The sequence below is a fragment of the Sphingopyxis indica genome, from assembly GCF_900188185.1.
Lineage (GTDB): Bacteria > Pseudomonadota > Alphaproteobacteria > Sphingomonadales > Sphingomonadaceae > Sphingopyxis > Sphingopyxis indica.
Genome location: NZ_FZPA01000014.1, coordinates 55805 through 69444, shown reverse-complemented (window position 1 = coordinate 69444; position 13640 = coordinate 55805). Strand labels below are relative to the sequence as shown.

The following is a 13640-nucleotide window of genomic DNA, read 5'->3' as shown; positions in this document are numbered from 1 at the left end:
GGCCTGGTGGCATAGTGGCAGATGCAGGCCTCCGGGGGATGGCTTTCCGGGCGCCGTGCGGGAGCATGACGATGGCGACGCGTTCAGGACCGGCAGCGGGCGATCTCTCGATCGCCGAAATCAGGGAGTTTGCGGGCTTCCCCGCCGCGACCCAGCGCTATATCCGCCGCTCGCTCGACATCGGGCTCGAACGCGAGGACGCGATCGCGCGCTGGTCGCGCGACATGGTCGAGGAAACCGCGATCCGCGTGCAGGCCAAGGTCTATCAGCGGCTCGGCGAGATTCGCGCGCACATCCCCGACGATAGCGGGCTCGATTCGCTCGAAGGCTTCATGGCGCCGCTCGTCACCGTGTCGGCGTTCGATCTGGGGCAGGACCGGCTTCCGGGCTTCTCGCCCTATCGCTTCCTCTACGAACGCCTGCTCGGCGCGCACGCTCGGCCGTGGCTACCCGGCGCCTTTTGTGCCGCCGCCTCGCTGCCGCACCTTCACCCCGACAAGCGCAAGACGCTGCTCCAGTCGATCAGCGAAGCCGCCGCGACCGCGCCGGGCTGGTCGGCCCGCGAACCCAGCTTCTATCCCGAATGGGTCGACAAGATCGACGAGACGCGGCCGGCGAACTGACGCACAGCGCGGCCGACGCTGCCGGCCGGCCGGTTTCGTCGCGGCGGTCCATGCCGCATTGTCGCGGCGCCGCGGCGCGGTTAAAGCAGCGCGCGTGACCGCCTCTTCTTCCCGCATCGCTGTTTTCGCCGACCGCTGGCCCAAGGGCCTGGCACTACTGCTCGGCCTCGTTTCGGCGACCGGCTTCGCGCCGCTGAACCTGTGGCCGCTGACCCTGCTCGCGCTCGCGGGGTGGATGCTGCTCGTCGCACGAGCCCCGCGCGGCTGGCGCGCGCTAGGGATCGGCTGGGCCTTCGGGGTCGGCCATTTCGCGCTCGGGCTGGGCTGGATCGCGACCGCCTTCACCTATCAGGCGGCGATGCCCGCGTGGCTCGGCTGGGTCGCGGTGCTGCTGCTGTCGCTGTATCTCGCGGTTTACCCGGCGCTCGCGGCGTGGGGGGCGTGGGCCATACGGCGGCGTGTCGGAGCAAGCCGACCGCTTGCACGGGAAAGGGGGACGCCACGCGCACTCCCCTATACGACGATCACCACGCCCTATATCCTCGGCTTCGCGGCACTCTGGACGATAACCGAATGGCTGCGAGCATGGGTGTTTACCGGCTTCGCCTGGAACCCGCTCGCTGCCGTTGCCTTGGCGGGGAATGTAGCCGGCGTACTGGGTGAAAATTATCTGGAGCTGATTGGCACCTATGGCGTCAGCGGGCTCGTAATCGTCTGGAGTGCACTGGTCGCAGCCGCCATCGAACAATATCTGATCCTGCGCGCCCTGAAGGCTCGCGGCCTCGCTGATCCGCGGGAGCAAGATGCTCTGCGCGGCGCAGCGCTCGAAGATTTCGACACGCGTCGTTTCGCAAAGTTCCTAGCCATAGGAGGCGGACTCGCGTTGTTGATTATGGTCGTTGGATTCTTTCCCTCGTCGGGCCGGACCTACTCTTCTTCGCCGCCCAAGAACGAAACCCTCGAAGAAATGATAGCCCGGATCGAGGCCGATCGGGGCACCCCCATCACCCTCGTCCAGCCCAATATCGGGCAGGAGGACAAGTGGGAAGGGGGCAAGGCCGACGTCAATTTCGTCAAGCTCGCGCGGCTCACCGCGCCGAAGGACGCGCGCCCGCGTCTGATCCTGTGGCCCGAGGCGGCGATCCCCGATTATCTCGAAACCGGCTATCCGGCCTATTATTACGACCGCTCGCCCGCCGAGGCGCGCGGGCGGCTGACCAGCCTGATGAACCCCGGCGACGTGATGCTGCTCGGCGCGCTGAAGCTGGAGATCGACCGGACGGGCGAGGCGGTCGGCGCGCGCAATGCGGTGATGACGGTGCATTCCGATGGTTCGCTCGGCCCGCGCTACGACAAGGCACACCTCGTCCCCTATGGCGAATATCTGCCGATGCGGCCCTTGCTGTCGGCGATCGGCCTGTCGCGGCTCGCACCCGGCGACATCGACTTCTGGCCGGGGCCGGGGCCGCGCACGCTCGACCTTGGTGCGTTCGGCAAGGCGGGGCTGCAAATCTGTTACGAGATCATCTTTTCGGGACAGGTCGTCGACCGCGCCCACCGGCCCGATTTCATCTTCAACCCGTCGAACGACGCGTGGTTCGGGGCGTGGGGGCCGCCACAGCATCTGGCGCAGGCGCGGCTGCGCGCGATCGAGGAGGGGCTGCCGATCGTGCGCGCGACCCCGACCGGGATCAGCGCGGTGATCGACGCCGAGGGGCGCGTGCTCGAATCGATCCCGATGCACGCGGCGGGGCGCATCGACACGGTGCTGCCGCGCCCGCACGCGCCGACGCTATTTGCACGCCATGGCAACATCCTGCCTGTCGGCTTCGCGCTGCTGCTGCTCGCACTCGCCATTGCGTTCCGTCGTCGCGGTCGCTAACAGCAATCGCACATAAAGCTTCCTTTATATCGCTTCAGAAAGCCTCCCATGCGCAACAGCTTCCTCTTCACCTCCGAAAGCGTGTCAGAAGGGCATCCCGACAAGGTGTCTGACCAGATTTCGGATTCGATCGTCGACCTGTTCCTGTCGAAGGACCCCGAAGCGCGCGTGGCCTGCGAGACGCTGACCACCACCCAGCTCGTCGTGCTCGCGGGCGAGATACGCTGCAAGGGCGTCTATGAAGATGGCGCGTGGGCGCCCGGCGCGCTCGAGGAGATCGAAGCCACCGTGCGCAAGACGGTGAAGGACATCGGATACGAGCAGGACGGCTTTCACTGGGAGACGCTGCGCCTCGAAAATCACCTGCACGGCCAATCGGCACATATCGCGCAGGGCGTCGATGAAGGCGAGAACAAGGACGAGGGCGCGGGCGATCAGGGGATCATGTTCGGCTATGCCGCCGACGAGACCCCCGACCTGATGCCCGCGACGCTCGATTACAGCCACAAGATCCTGCAGCGCCTGGCCGCGGACCGCAAATCGGGCAGGGCGCCCTTCCTCGAGCCCGATGCGAAGAGCCAGGTCACGCTGCGCTATGCCAACGAGCGGCCGGTCGAGGCGACCGCGATCGTCGTCTCGACCCAGCACGCGCCGGGCTATTTTTTCCATGGCGGCGAAGGCGACGAAGCGAAATATGAGGAACTGCGCGCCTATGTGAAGGGCGTGATCGCCGACGTGCTGCCCGCCGAGCTGCTCACCGCGAATACCGTCTATCATATCAACCCGACCGGCCGCTTCGAGATCGGCGGGCCCGACGGCGACGCGGGGCTGACGGGGCGCAAGATCATCGTCGACACCTATGGCGGCGCGAGCCCGCACGGCGGCGGCGCGTTCAGCGGCAAGGACCCGACCAAGGTCGACCGCTCGGCGGCCTATATCACCCGCTATCTGGCGAAGAACATCGTCGCCGCCGGCCTCGCGCGCCGCTGCACTATCCAGCTGTCCTACGCGATCGGCGTCGCCGAACCGCTGTCGGTCTATGTCGATTTGCACGGCACGGCGGCGGAGGGCGTGACCGAAGCGGCGCTCGAACAACTCCTGCCGCAGCTCGTGCGCCTGACCCCGAAGGGCATCCGCACCCACCTCGGCCTCAACAAGCCGATCTACAAGCAGACCGCCGCCTATGGCCATTTCGGCCGTCAGGCGAGCGGTGACGCCTTCCCGTGGGAGCGCACCGACCTCGTCGACAAGCTGAAGGCGGCGTTCGACCGATAAGAAGCCGCTTGTCATGCGCGCGGCGATCTGCCAGCGTCCGGGTCTGGTCGGGCTGGGGGGCACGCATGACAAGGCATTGGTTCAGAGGCTTTTTCTGGGCAGCGATGGCGGCGGCGTCCGCCATCCCGGCCGGCGCCGCGGCGCTCGAGCCGGCGGAAGTCGCCGTGCCCGCCGGGCAGGCATGGACGCACCCGCACAGCGGCATCGCAGTCCCGGCAACGCTGGGCGGCATTACGCGCACGAAGGTCATTGCATTCGCCCCGGACAATCTTGACGTCGGGGTTGCCTTTGAAACCAAGGGGGCGGCCGAATCGCTTACCCTCTATGTCTTTCGCGATACCAGTGGCGACATTCCCGTCTGGTTCGCGCAGGCGCAGGGCAGCGTCGAAGCTCGCGCTCTGTTCGGGAATCCGAGCCCGGCCATAGCGCCGCAAGCTTTCGTGCCGCCGGGCCAGGCCACCGCGTCGGCGCTCCGCACCGTCTATGCCCCACATGGCGATTCGGGATATCGCAGCACCGGCATCGTCATGCTCGCCGTCGGTGACTGGTATGTGAAATTGCGTGCCTCGTCGAAATCGCGCGGCCCCGCCGAGCTCGCCGCGTGGATGAACGACATTCTGGCCGAAATCCGATGGCCCGACCGGATTGAGGGACATGCGCCCGCAACACCCGTCACCGACTGCGCCGTCCCGCTCGCCTTTGCCGCCGACGCCGCCGATGCGCCGAGCGATGCGGGAAGCCGCGCCGCCGCGGCGTTCGGCGTCATGTTCCAGCAACAGGGCACATCGTCCAATCCGTTCAAGGCGCAGCCCATCGCCCGCTGGTGCCGCGACGAGGTGGTCGGCGACAATATGCGTGTCTATCGCCCCGACGATGGCAGCGACCGCTATCTGATCGCGCTCGGCGACAATGGCAACGCCGTGCTCGTTGGCAAGACGGGCGCCTGGAGCGCGGTCACGCCTGCCGGCAACGCCTCGGCGCCCTATCAGATCCTGCTGGTCAGCGCGGCCGAAACCATGCTCTATGCGCCGCAAACAGGCCTTCCTTCGATCGACCGTGTCGCCGAGGTCCTCAACGCGGGCCATCCGGTCGCCCGGTTGAGCGGCTGGGGCAAGGATGCGGAGATCGACATACTGACCGATCCGAAGTAGCGGACACCCTTTCGCTTGCCGCGCCCGCGCGCTAGGGCGCGCGGCATGACCGCTTTCAAGTCGGGCGATCCGACAACCCTCAACCGCCTCTATGGCCGCGCCAAGGGCAAGCCGCTGCGCGCCGGCCAGCAGGACCTCGTCGACAATCTGCTGCCGCAGATCGCGGTGCCGGCCGAGGGCGCGATCACCGCCGAACGGCTGTTCGGTTACGACCGCCCGCTGCATTTCGAGATCGGCTTCGGCGGCGGCGAGCATATGGCGGCGCGCGCCGACATGCTGCCCGATCATGGCTTCATCGGGGCCGAACCCTTCGTCAACGGTGTCGCGCAGGCGCTGGTCCATGTCGCGGGCAACCATGGGGCGCATCCGCCGCTCGGCAATGTCCGCATCCAGCACGGCGACGCGCTGGAGGTGCTGCGGCGCATCCCCGATGGCGCGCTCAGCTTCGCCTATCTGCTCCACCCCGACCCGTGGCCCAAGGCGCGCCACGCCAAGCGGCGGATGATGAACGACGGGCCGGTCGATCTGATCGCCGCCAAGCTGAAACCCGGCGGCGAGTTCCGCTTCGGCACCGACCACCCCATATATCTCGCCCACGCGCTGATGGTGATGCGCCGCCACCGCCACCAGTTCGAATGGCTGGCAGAGAAGGCGAAGGATTTCCTTGTCCGCCCCGCCGGCTGGCCCGAAACGCGCTACGAGGCCAAGGCGCGGGCGCAGGGGCACGAGGTCTGGTACTTCCGCTATCGGCGGCGCTGAAGGACGCGCCGCGCCCGCGAATCAAAATGGGGCGGCCCCTTTTTTTGGGTGCCGCCCCAGTTGTGGTGCCTGCCGCGGAGAGGGAGAGAGGCAGGCCGGAGATTGGCGTCGAAGGCTCAGCGGGCCGCCATCTTGCTGTCGGTTTCGACTTCGGCGACGCCGGCGATCTTGAGCGCGGCGCGATACTGCTTGGCGGCGGCGCGTTCGTTGCCCGCTTCGCACAGCTTGTTGCCGGTCGCGACGAAGCGCTGCGCGCTCGACTGCTTGTCGCCCTGCGTATCGTTGGCCGCGGTCTTTGCCTGATCGGCGAGGCCGGTGCAGCGATAATCCTGGCTGTCGCGGGCATAGGCCGGCGAGGTCGAGGCGATCAGGCCGGTGAAGGCGAGCGCCGAAGCCGCGACGATCGCGAAGGCGGATGGGAAACGGCGGTAAGAGGAGAGCTGATAGGTCATGGGAGAGGGTCCTTTCGTTTCGTTGTGCAACCTTTTTAGCCGCGATTGCGCCAATAGATAATCCGCTATAATCTGCAAGTGCCTTGAAGCAGGATTTAACAATTCCCCATGGGGCGCTCGACGGGATCGAAGCTTTCCTGCGTGTCGCGGAGCGGCGGAGCTTTTCCGCCGCCGCCGCCGACCTCGGCGTGTCGCCATCGGCGATCAGCCAGACCGTAAAGGCGCTCGAGGCGCGGGTCGGTGCGCCGCTGTTCATGCGCACGACGCGCAGCGTCGGGCTGACGCAGGCGGGCGAAATGTTTCTCGAGCGCGCGGCGCCTGCCTATGCCGGGCTCGCCGACGCCTATGAAGCGGCGCGCAATCTTGGCAACCGGCCCGCGGGACGGTTGCGGATCAATCTGATGCGCGGCGCGGTCCAGCCATTGTTCGAACCGATCATCGCGGGCTTCTGCGAAACCTATCCCGACATCGAACTGGAAATCTTTGCCGACGATGCGCTCGCGGATCTGAGTGCGGACGGGTTCGACGCCGGGGTGCGGATGGGCGAATCGCTCGATGCCGATGCGGTGGCAGTCCGTCTGACCGGCCCCTTTCGCTTCGTCGCGGCTGCCTCGCCCGCCTATTTCGAACGCCACGGCCGCCCCGGACATCCCGACGATTTGCGCGATCATCGGTGCGTGCGGATGCGCATGACAACCGGCGCGATGATGCCGTGGACCTTCGAACAGGGTAATCGCGAGTTCGAGGTCAACGTCACCGGTCCGGTGATCGTCAATGATTTCAGCGCGATGATGGTCGCCATGCGGGCGGGGGTCGCGATCGGCATGATTGCCGAGCCGACCGCCAAATTGCAGGTCCAGACCGGACTGCTCGAACTGACGCTCGTCGACTATGCCGCGTCGACTTCGGGCCTGTTTCTCTATTATCCAAGCCGCAAGCAGGTGATGCCCAAGCTGCGCGCCTTCATCGACTATGTTCGCGAACATCTGCCCGACGACATAACAGGCTGAGCGCCGCTCGCCTCGTCGCGCGAAGCATTCCCTTCGGCGCCAGCAGAAAAATTGCACTCGCCAGCGCCTCCGATTTGCGCCATCTATTTCTCAACTAAAACAGTTGGGATAGTGACATGGTCGATATTTCTGTGCTCGACATCGCAGCGCTTCTGCCGTTCGTGCTCATCGGCTTTGCCGCGCAACTCGTCGACGGGGCGCTCGGCATGGCGTTCGGCGTCATCTGCAACACGTTGCTCGTCGCCGTCCTCGGTGTGCCGCCCGCGACTGCCTCGGCGCGGATCCATGTCGTCGAGGTGTTCACGACCGGCGTGTCGGGGATCAGCCACCTCCTCCATCGCAACATCGAATGGCCGCTCTTTTTCGGCCTGCTCGTGCCTGGGCTGATCGGCGGCGTGGCGGGCGCCTATGTCCTGAGTTCGATCAGCGGCGAACTTATGAAGCCGTTCGTGCTCGGCTATCTGGTCTGCGTCGGTGCATGGCTCCTGATACGCGGCATATTCTATCCGCCAAAGATCAAGAAACCCGCGGTCATTGCGCCGCTCGGGCTGATCGGCGGCTTCCTCGACGCCGCGGGCGGCGGCGGCTGGGGCCCGGTCGTGACTTCGAACCTGCTGGTTCAGGGCGCCGAGCCGCGCAAGGTCGTCGGCACGGTCAACAGCGTCGAATTCTTCCTGACGCTCGCGGTGTCGGCGACCTTCATCTGGCATTTGGGGTTCGCGGACGTCGCGGGCGCGACGCTCGGCCTGCTGATCGGCGGCGTGATCGCGGCGCCGATGGGTGCCTTCATGGCGAAACGCTTCTCGCCCAAGCTGATGCTCATTCTCGTCGGTATCGTCCTGACCGCGACCAGCGCGTTCAGCCTGTGGCGGGTGCTGACGGCTTGATCCTTCATGGAGAGCGTTTGCTGGACCTCGCCGGTCACCGCGAAGCTCGCAGCCTTGAAGCAGCCGCAAGATCGCCAAGCCCCAGATCGGTGCCGCACGCCTTGTCCCAGAAACGGAAATAGAGGCCGTAATTCCCCCGATAGGCGGCATGATGCCGCTCGTGATGCGTCGCGGTTATCAGCCAGCGCCCGGCCGGTCCGTGAACGAGGGCGCGCGGAAACATCTCCCACCCCATATGATTGCCGACCCCCATGACCGTCATGATCGCGAGGACAGCGCCGAGCACCGCGACATGAACCGGGATCACAAAGACGAGCGCCGGGATCACCACCGCGCCGGTGACCGCCTCGATCGGGTGAAAGCTCATCGCGGCCCACGCGGTCGGCGGTCGGCTGTCGTGATGCACCGCGTGCGCGAGGCGGAACCACGCCGGGCGGTGCATCAGCCGGTGGGTCCAATAGAAGCATGTGTCGTGGAGCAGAAGATAGGCGAGGAGGCTGACCGGCAGATAGCAGAGCGGATAGTCGCCGACGCCCGAATAGATGCGTGTCCAGCCCTGCGCCTGCCACCCCCAGGCGACGATGCCCGCGGGGATGCCATAGATCGCCGCACTCGCGAGGCTCCAGCCGATCTCGCGCCGCATCTGCGCCTCGAGCCCGCGATAGAGGCCGGGCCGCCTGAGCCGCGTGGCGAGGGCGAAGGCGCCGCTCGTCAGAAGATAGCGCCCGCCGACGATCAGCGTCATCGCGAGCGCCGAGAACGCGATCGGGAGCGCCGCGCTCATAGCGGCGGGCTGGCGCTGCCGTCGCCGAGCGCGCGCTGCATATAGACGGTGTCGAGCCAGCGGCCGTGCTTCCAGCCGGTCGATTCGAGCCGGCCGGCATGCGCGAAGCCGCACGCGGCGTGGAGCGCGATCGACGCGGGCTCGGCGCCGCCGATCACCGCGATCATCGTGCGAAAGCCCACGGCTTCGCTGGCGCCGATCAGCGCCTCGAGCAGCGCGCGTCCGACGCCGCGGCCCTGCGCGGCGGGGCCGACATAGATGCTGTCCTCGCACGTCCAGCGATAGGCAGGGCGCGGGCGGAACTGGCTGGCATAGGCATAGCCGAGCACATCCCCGCCCGCGTCGCGCGCGACGAGGAACGGCCAGCCCTTCGCGATGTGGTCGGACACCAGCGCTGCGGTCACAGCGACGCTCCGCGGTTCGATGTCGTAGGTTCCCGTCCCGCGCGCGACATGATGGGCATAGATCGACGCGATCGCCTTTGCGTCGGCGGGCGTTGCGGCTTCGATAAAGGGCGAGGCGCGGGGCACGCTCCGGTTCTGCCGCAAGGCAGGGCGTTTGTCATCCGCCGCGAAGCGGCTTCCCCGCCGCTATGCGCTCGGCTAGGCAGGGGGCGATGACCGACACTCGCCCCCCGCGCTGCGACATCGCCATCGTCGGCGGCGGGCTTGCCGGCGGGCTCGCGGCGCTCGCGCTTGCGGCGAAGCGGCCCGAGCTCGACGTGCGGCTGGTCGAAGCCGGCGACGTCGGGGGCAATCACATCTGGTCCTTCTTCGACAGCGACATTGCGCGGCGCGACCGCTGGCTGGTCGCGCCGCTCGTCCGCCACCACTGGCCGGCCTATGACGTCCGCTTTCCGGGCCGCGCCCGCACGCTGCGCATGGGGTATAAGAGTGTCACCGGCGAAGCGCTCGCCGGGGCGGTCGCCGCGGCGTTGCCGCCGGGCCATATCGTCGCCGACCGCGCGCTCCACGTCGCCCCCGACCATGTGCTGCTCGCCGCCGGAGGCCGGCTCGACGCGCGGCACGTCATCGACGCGCGCGGCGCCGGCAACCTGTCGGCGCTGACCTGCGGCTGGCAGAAATTCGTCGGACAGGCGCTCCGCGTCGAGGGCGGGCACGGGTTGACGCAGCCCGTGGTGATGGACGCGCGGGTCGAGCAGTCGGACGGCTATCGCTTCGTCTATCTGCTGCCCTTCGATGCCGAGAGGATCTTCGTCGAGGATACCTGTTACAGCGATGAGGCGGCGCTCGACGTCGCGGCGATCCGGCAGCGCATCGCCGCCTATGCGGACGCGCAAGGGTGGACGGTCGCGGCGCCGGCGGAGCGCGAGGAAAGCGGCGTGCTGCCGGTCGTGATCGCGGGCGATTTCGACCGCTATTGGCCGCCGTCCGATCGCACCGCGCGCATCGGCGCGCGCGCGGGGGCTTTTCATGCCACGACGGGCTATTCGCTGCCCGATGCGGTGCGCACCGCCGCCGCGCTGCCCGGCATGATCGGCCCCGACCTGCCCGCGCGGCTGCGCGAGCGCGCCGCGGCCGCCTGGCGGCGCCAGCGCTTCTATCGGATGCTCTCCGCCATGCTCTTCCGCGCCGCCGAGCCCGCCGGGCGCTACCGCATCTTCGAACGTTTCTACGGCCTGCCCGCCGGGGTGATCGCGCGCTTCTATGCCGGGCGGTCGCGCCCCGGCGACAAGCTGCGCATCCTGTCGGGCCGCCCGCCGGTGCCGGTCGGCCGCGCGATCGCGGCGCTGAAGCGCTTCGACTGGCGGTGACGCGCCGCGCCATCGTCATCGGCGCCGGCTTCGGCGGCCTCGCGCTCGCGATCCGGCTCCAGTCGGCGGGCGTCGCGACGGTGATCGTCGAAGCGCGCGACAAGCCCGGCGGGCGCGCCTGGCACTGGCAGCGGGACGGCTTCACCTTCGATGCCGGCCCGACGGTGATTACCGACCCGCCTTGCCTGAATGAACTATGGGCGCTGAGCGGACAGGACATCGCCGCCGACGTCGATCTGATCCCGGTCACGCCCTTCTATCGCCTCGACTGGCCCGACGGTTCGACCCTCGACTATTCGAACGACGAGGCCGCGCTCGCGGCGGAAATAGCCAAGCTCAACCCCGCCGACGTCGCGGGCTACGAACGCTTCCTCGCCTATTCGAAAGGCGTGTATCGGGAAGGCTATGTGAAGCTCGGCTCGGCCGCCTTCCTCGATTTCGCCTCGATGCTTGGTGCGGCGCCGTCGCTGATGAAATATCGGGCGTGGCGCAGCGTCTATTCGGTCGTCGCTTCTTATGTGCAGGACGAGCGGCTGCGGCAGGCGCTGTCGTTCCACACCTTGCTCGTCGGCGGCAATCCGATGACGACAAGCAGCATCTATGCGCTGATCCACACGATCGAGAGGGAGGGCGGCGTCTGGTTCGCGCGCGGCGGGACCAATGCGCTCGTCGCGGCGATGGTGCGCCTGTTCGAACGGCTCGGCGGTGCGCTCCGCCTCGGCGATCCGGTGGCGAAGATCGAGACGCAGGGCAGTCGTGCCACCGGCGTCGTCACCGAAAGCGGCTGGCGCGGCGAAGCCGACAGCATCGCGTGCAACGGCGACCTGATGCACAGCTATCGCGACCTGCTCGCGGGTCACCCGCGCGGCGCAAAGGTGGCGAAGCGTCTCGCGCGCAAGCGCTGGTCGCCGTCGCTGTTCGTCGTCCATTTCGGGGTGAAGGGCGACTATCCCGCCATCGCGCATCACAGCATCCTGTTCGGCCCGCGCTACAAGGGGCTGCTCGACGACATCTACCGGAACGGCGTCGTCGCGGACGATTTTTCGCTCTACCTCCACCATCCGAGCATCACCGATCCCGGCATGGCGCCGCCGGGTCATGCCGCCTTTTACGCGCTCGCCCCCGTTGCGCATCTCGGCAAGGCGCAGGCCGACTGGGACGGCGCATTCGGCGACCGTTTCGCCGATTCGATTCTGGAAGAGGTCGAGCGCCGCCTGCTCCCCGGCCTGCGCGCCAACCTCGTCACCCGCTTCCATTACACGCCCGCCGACTTCGGCCGCGATCTCGCCGCGCATCTGGGCAGCGCGTTCAGCCTCGAGCCGCTGCTGTGGCAGAGCGCCTGGTTTCGCGCGCACAATCGCGACGATGCGATTTCCAACCTTTACTTCGTCGGCGCGGGCACCCATCCCGGCGCCGGTATCCCCGGAGTCGTCGGCAGCGCCAAGGCGACCGCCAGATTGATGTTGGAAGAATGATGAAACGCCTTGCCGTCTATTGCGGGTCCGCGACCCCCGAAGATCCCGTCTATATCGAAACCGCGCGCCTCGTCGGCCGGACGCTTGCCGAGCGGGGCATCGGCGTCGTTTATGGCGGCGGCCGTCTGGGGCTGATGGGAGCGGTCGCCGATTCGGCGCTCGCGGCGGGCGGCGAGGTGATCGGGGTGATCCCCGACGCGCTCGTCGGCGCCGAGGTCGCGCACAAGGGGGTCACCGAACTCCACGTCGTTTCCGGTATGCACGAGCGCAAGCGGATGTTCACCGATCTTTCCGACGGATTCCTGACCATCCCCGGCGGCGTCGGGACGATGGACGAGCTGTGGGAAGCGATCAGCTGGGCGCAGCTCGGCTATCACGACAAGCCCGTCGGCCTGCTCAACGCCGCGGGCTTCTACAATGAGCTGATCGCCTTCAATCGCCACATGATCGAGGTCGGTTTCATCCGCCCCGCGCACGCCGGAATCATGATCGTCGACGCCGGGCTCGACGAGTTGCTCGACAAGATGGCGTCCTATCAGCCGCACAAGTCGATCTTCGCGATGAAGGCCGACGACCTCTGATGTCGGCAGCGGGGGGCTATGACGCGCACGAGCTTCATGGCTTCGCGCACGACAGCATCGTGCGGGGTTCGAAGAGTTTCGCGCTCGCGAGCCAGCTCTTCGACCGCCTCACCCGCGAGCGCGTGTGGCTGCTCTATGCCTGGTGCCGCGCCGCCGACGATCTGACCGACGGGCAGGACCATGGCGGCGCCGCGGCGGCCGGCCATGATGCGAAGGCGGCGGTCGCGCATATCCATGCACTGACCGACCGGGCCTATGCCGGTGAGCCGACCGGCGAGCCCGCCTTCGACGCGCTCGGCCTGCTGCTCACCGAAATCGCCATCCCGCGCGCGGTGATCGACGACATCATCGCCGGTTTCGAACTCGACGCCGACGACTGGCGCCCGCGCAGCGAGGCGGATCTGCTACGCTATTGCTATCATGTCGCGGGCGCGGTCGGGGTCGCGATGGCGCTGGTGATGGGGATCGACCCCGCCGACGAGCGCACGCTCGACCGCGCCGCAGACCTCGGCATCGCCTTTCAGCTCGCCAATATCGCGCGCGACGTGGCCGAGGATGCCGCCGCCGATCGCTGCTACCTGCCCGTCGACTGGCTCGTCGAACTCGATATTCCGCCGGGCCAGCACATGCATCCGCGCTATCGCGGGCGGCTCAGCGTCATGGCGAAATGGCTTGCCGAAATGGCCGGGGAATATGAAGCGTCGGCGCGCTGGGGCGCCCGCAAACTGCCGCCGCGCAGCCGCTGGGCGGTGCTCGCCGCGATGGGCATTTACGGCGACATCGCGCGCGAAGTGCGGCGCCGCGGCGACCATGCGTGGGATCACCGCACCGTGACCTCGTTCGTCGCCAAACTGGGTTGGGTCGCACGCGCCGGCTGGTCGGTGCTGCGCCGCCCGCCGCTTCGCCGCATCGACCGCGACGGGCTGTGGACGCGGCCGCGATCCTAGAGTGCGTTCGATTTTGATAGAATCAAAACCGGCACTCTAG

General features: G+C 67.6%; 14 protein-coding genes. 11 read left to right on the top strand and 3 right to left on the bottom strand.

Translation table 11 applies throughout. The annotated features are described in order from the left end of the window. The first annotated feature begins 71 nt into the window (after window positions 1-71). The 5 genes from CHB69_RS16270 to trmB all read left to right on the top strand — a co-directional run bounded on the left by CHB69_RS16270 (window position 72) and on the right by trmB (window position 5690). On the top strand, window positions 72-623 hold the full coding sequence (locus CHB69_RS16270; RefSeq protein WP_089217019.1) for a hypothetical protein: 552 nt from the start codon (window positions 72-74) through the stop codon (window positions 621-623). A gap of 94 nt (window positions 624-717) precedes the next feature. Continuing rightward, window positions 718-2505 (top strand): apolipoprotein N-acyltransferase, encoded by a 1788-nt coding sequence (lnt, locus tag CHB69_RS16265; RefSeq protein ID WP_089216994.1) that lies wholly within the window; start codon window positions 718-720, stop codon window positions 2503-2505. A gap of 48 nt (window positions 2506-2553) precedes the next feature. After that, complete coding sequence (gene metK / locus CHB69_RS16260) at window positions 2554-3780, top strand: methionine adenosyltransferase (protein WP_089216993.1); 1227 nt, start codon at window positions 2554-2556, stop codon at window positions 3778-3780. Window positions 3781-3845: 65 nt separating this feature from the next. Then, window positions 3846-4931 carry a hypothetical protein gene (locus CHB69_RS16255; protein WP_141134019.1) on the top strand — a complete coding sequence of 362 codons (1086 nt, stop codon included), beginning with the start codon at window positions 3846-3848 and terminating at the stop codon, window positions 4929-4931. A 45-nt stretch (window positions 4932-4976) separates the two neighbouring features. Then, on the top strand, window positions 4977-5690 hold the full coding sequence (trmB, locus tag CHB69_RS16250; protein WP_089216991.1) for a tRNA (guanine(46)-N(7))-methyltransferase TrmB: 714 nt from the start codon (window positions 4977-4979) through the stop codon (window positions 5688-5690). Between the two features lie 116 nt (window positions 5691-5806). Here the strand turns inward: trmB and CHB69_RS16245 are convergent, their stop codons facing one another. After that, the gene (locus tag CHB69_RS16245) at window positions 5807-6142 is read right to left on the bottom strand and encodes a hypothetical protein (protein ID WP_089216990.1); all 336 of its coding nucleotides are present in this window, start codon (window positions 6140-6142) and stop codon (window positions 5807-5809) included. Window positions 6143-6225: 83 nt separating this feature from the next. Here CHB69_RS16245 and CHB69_RS16240 point away from each other — a divergent pair, with 83 nt between their 5' ends. Beyond that, entirely contained in the window at window positions 6226-7152 is a 927-nt protein-coding gene (locus CHB69_RS16240) for a LysR family transcriptional regulator (RefSeq protein WP_089216989.1), read from the top strand. Window positions 7153-7268: 116 nt separating this feature from the next. Beyond that, a complete protein-coding gene (locus tag CHB69_RS16235) occupies window positions 7269-8039 on the top strand; it encodes a sulfite exporter TauE/SafE family protein (protein WP_089216988.1) in 771 nt (256 codons plus the stop codon). A gap of 34 nt (window positions 8040-8073) precedes the next feature. Here CHB69_RS16235 and CHB69_RS16230 read toward each other — a convergent pair whose 3' ends face one another. Together CHB69_RS16230 and CHB69_RS16225 are read right to left on the bottom strand one after the other, a co-directional pair. Continuing rightward, a complete protein-coding gene (locus tag CHB69_RS16230; RefSeq protein ID WP_089216987.1) occupies window positions 8074-8823 on the bottom strand; it encodes a sterol desaturase family protein in 750 nt (249 codons plus the stop codon). Further along, on the bottom strand, window positions 8820-9353 hold the full coding sequence (locus CHB69_RS16225; RefSeq protein WP_212541943.1) for a GNAT family N-acetyltransferase: 534 nt from the start codon (window positions 9351-9353) through the stop codon (window positions 8820-8822). The genes CHB69_RS16230 and CHB69_RS16225 overlap by 4 nt, the downstream gene beginning before the upstream one ends. Before the next feature lie 86 nt (window positions 9354-9439). Between CHB69_RS16225 and crtY the strand changes: the two genes are divergently transcribed. Genes crtY through CHB69_RS16205 form a run of 4 tightly spaced genes read left to right on the top strand, consistent with a single transcriptional unit; the run spans window position 9440 to window position 13600 of the window. Continuing rightward, window positions 9440-10597 carry a lycopene beta-cyclase CrtY gene (crtY, locus tag CHB69_RS16220; protein WP_089216986.1) on the top strand — a complete coding sequence of 386 codons (1158 nt, stop codon included), beginning with the start codon at window positions 9440-9442 and terminating at the stop codon, window positions 10595-10597. Continuing rightward, window positions 10594-12072: a phytoene desaturase gene (locus tag CHB69_RS16215; protein ID WP_089216985.1), complete on the top strand. Its 1479-nt coding sequence runs from the start codon at window positions 10594-10596 to the stop codon at window positions 12070-12072. The genes crtY and CHB69_RS16215 overlap by 4 nt, the downstream gene beginning before the upstream one ends. Further along, on the top strand, window positions 12072-12653 hold the full coding sequence (locus CHB69_RS16210) for an LOG family protein (protein WP_089216984.1): 582 nt from the start codon (window positions 12072-12074) through the stop codon (window positions 12651-12653). Before CHB69_RS16215 ends, CHB69_RS16210 begins: the two co-directional genes overlap by 1 nt. After that, a complete protein-coding gene (locus tag CHB69_RS16205; protein WP_089216983.1) occupies window positions 12653-13600 on the top strand; it encodes a phytoene/squalene synthase family protein in 948 nt (315 codons plus the stop codon). The genes CHB69_RS16210 and CHB69_RS16205 overlap by 1 nt, the downstream gene beginning before the upstream one ends. The last annotated feature ends 40 nt before the right edge of the window (window positions 13601-13640 follow it).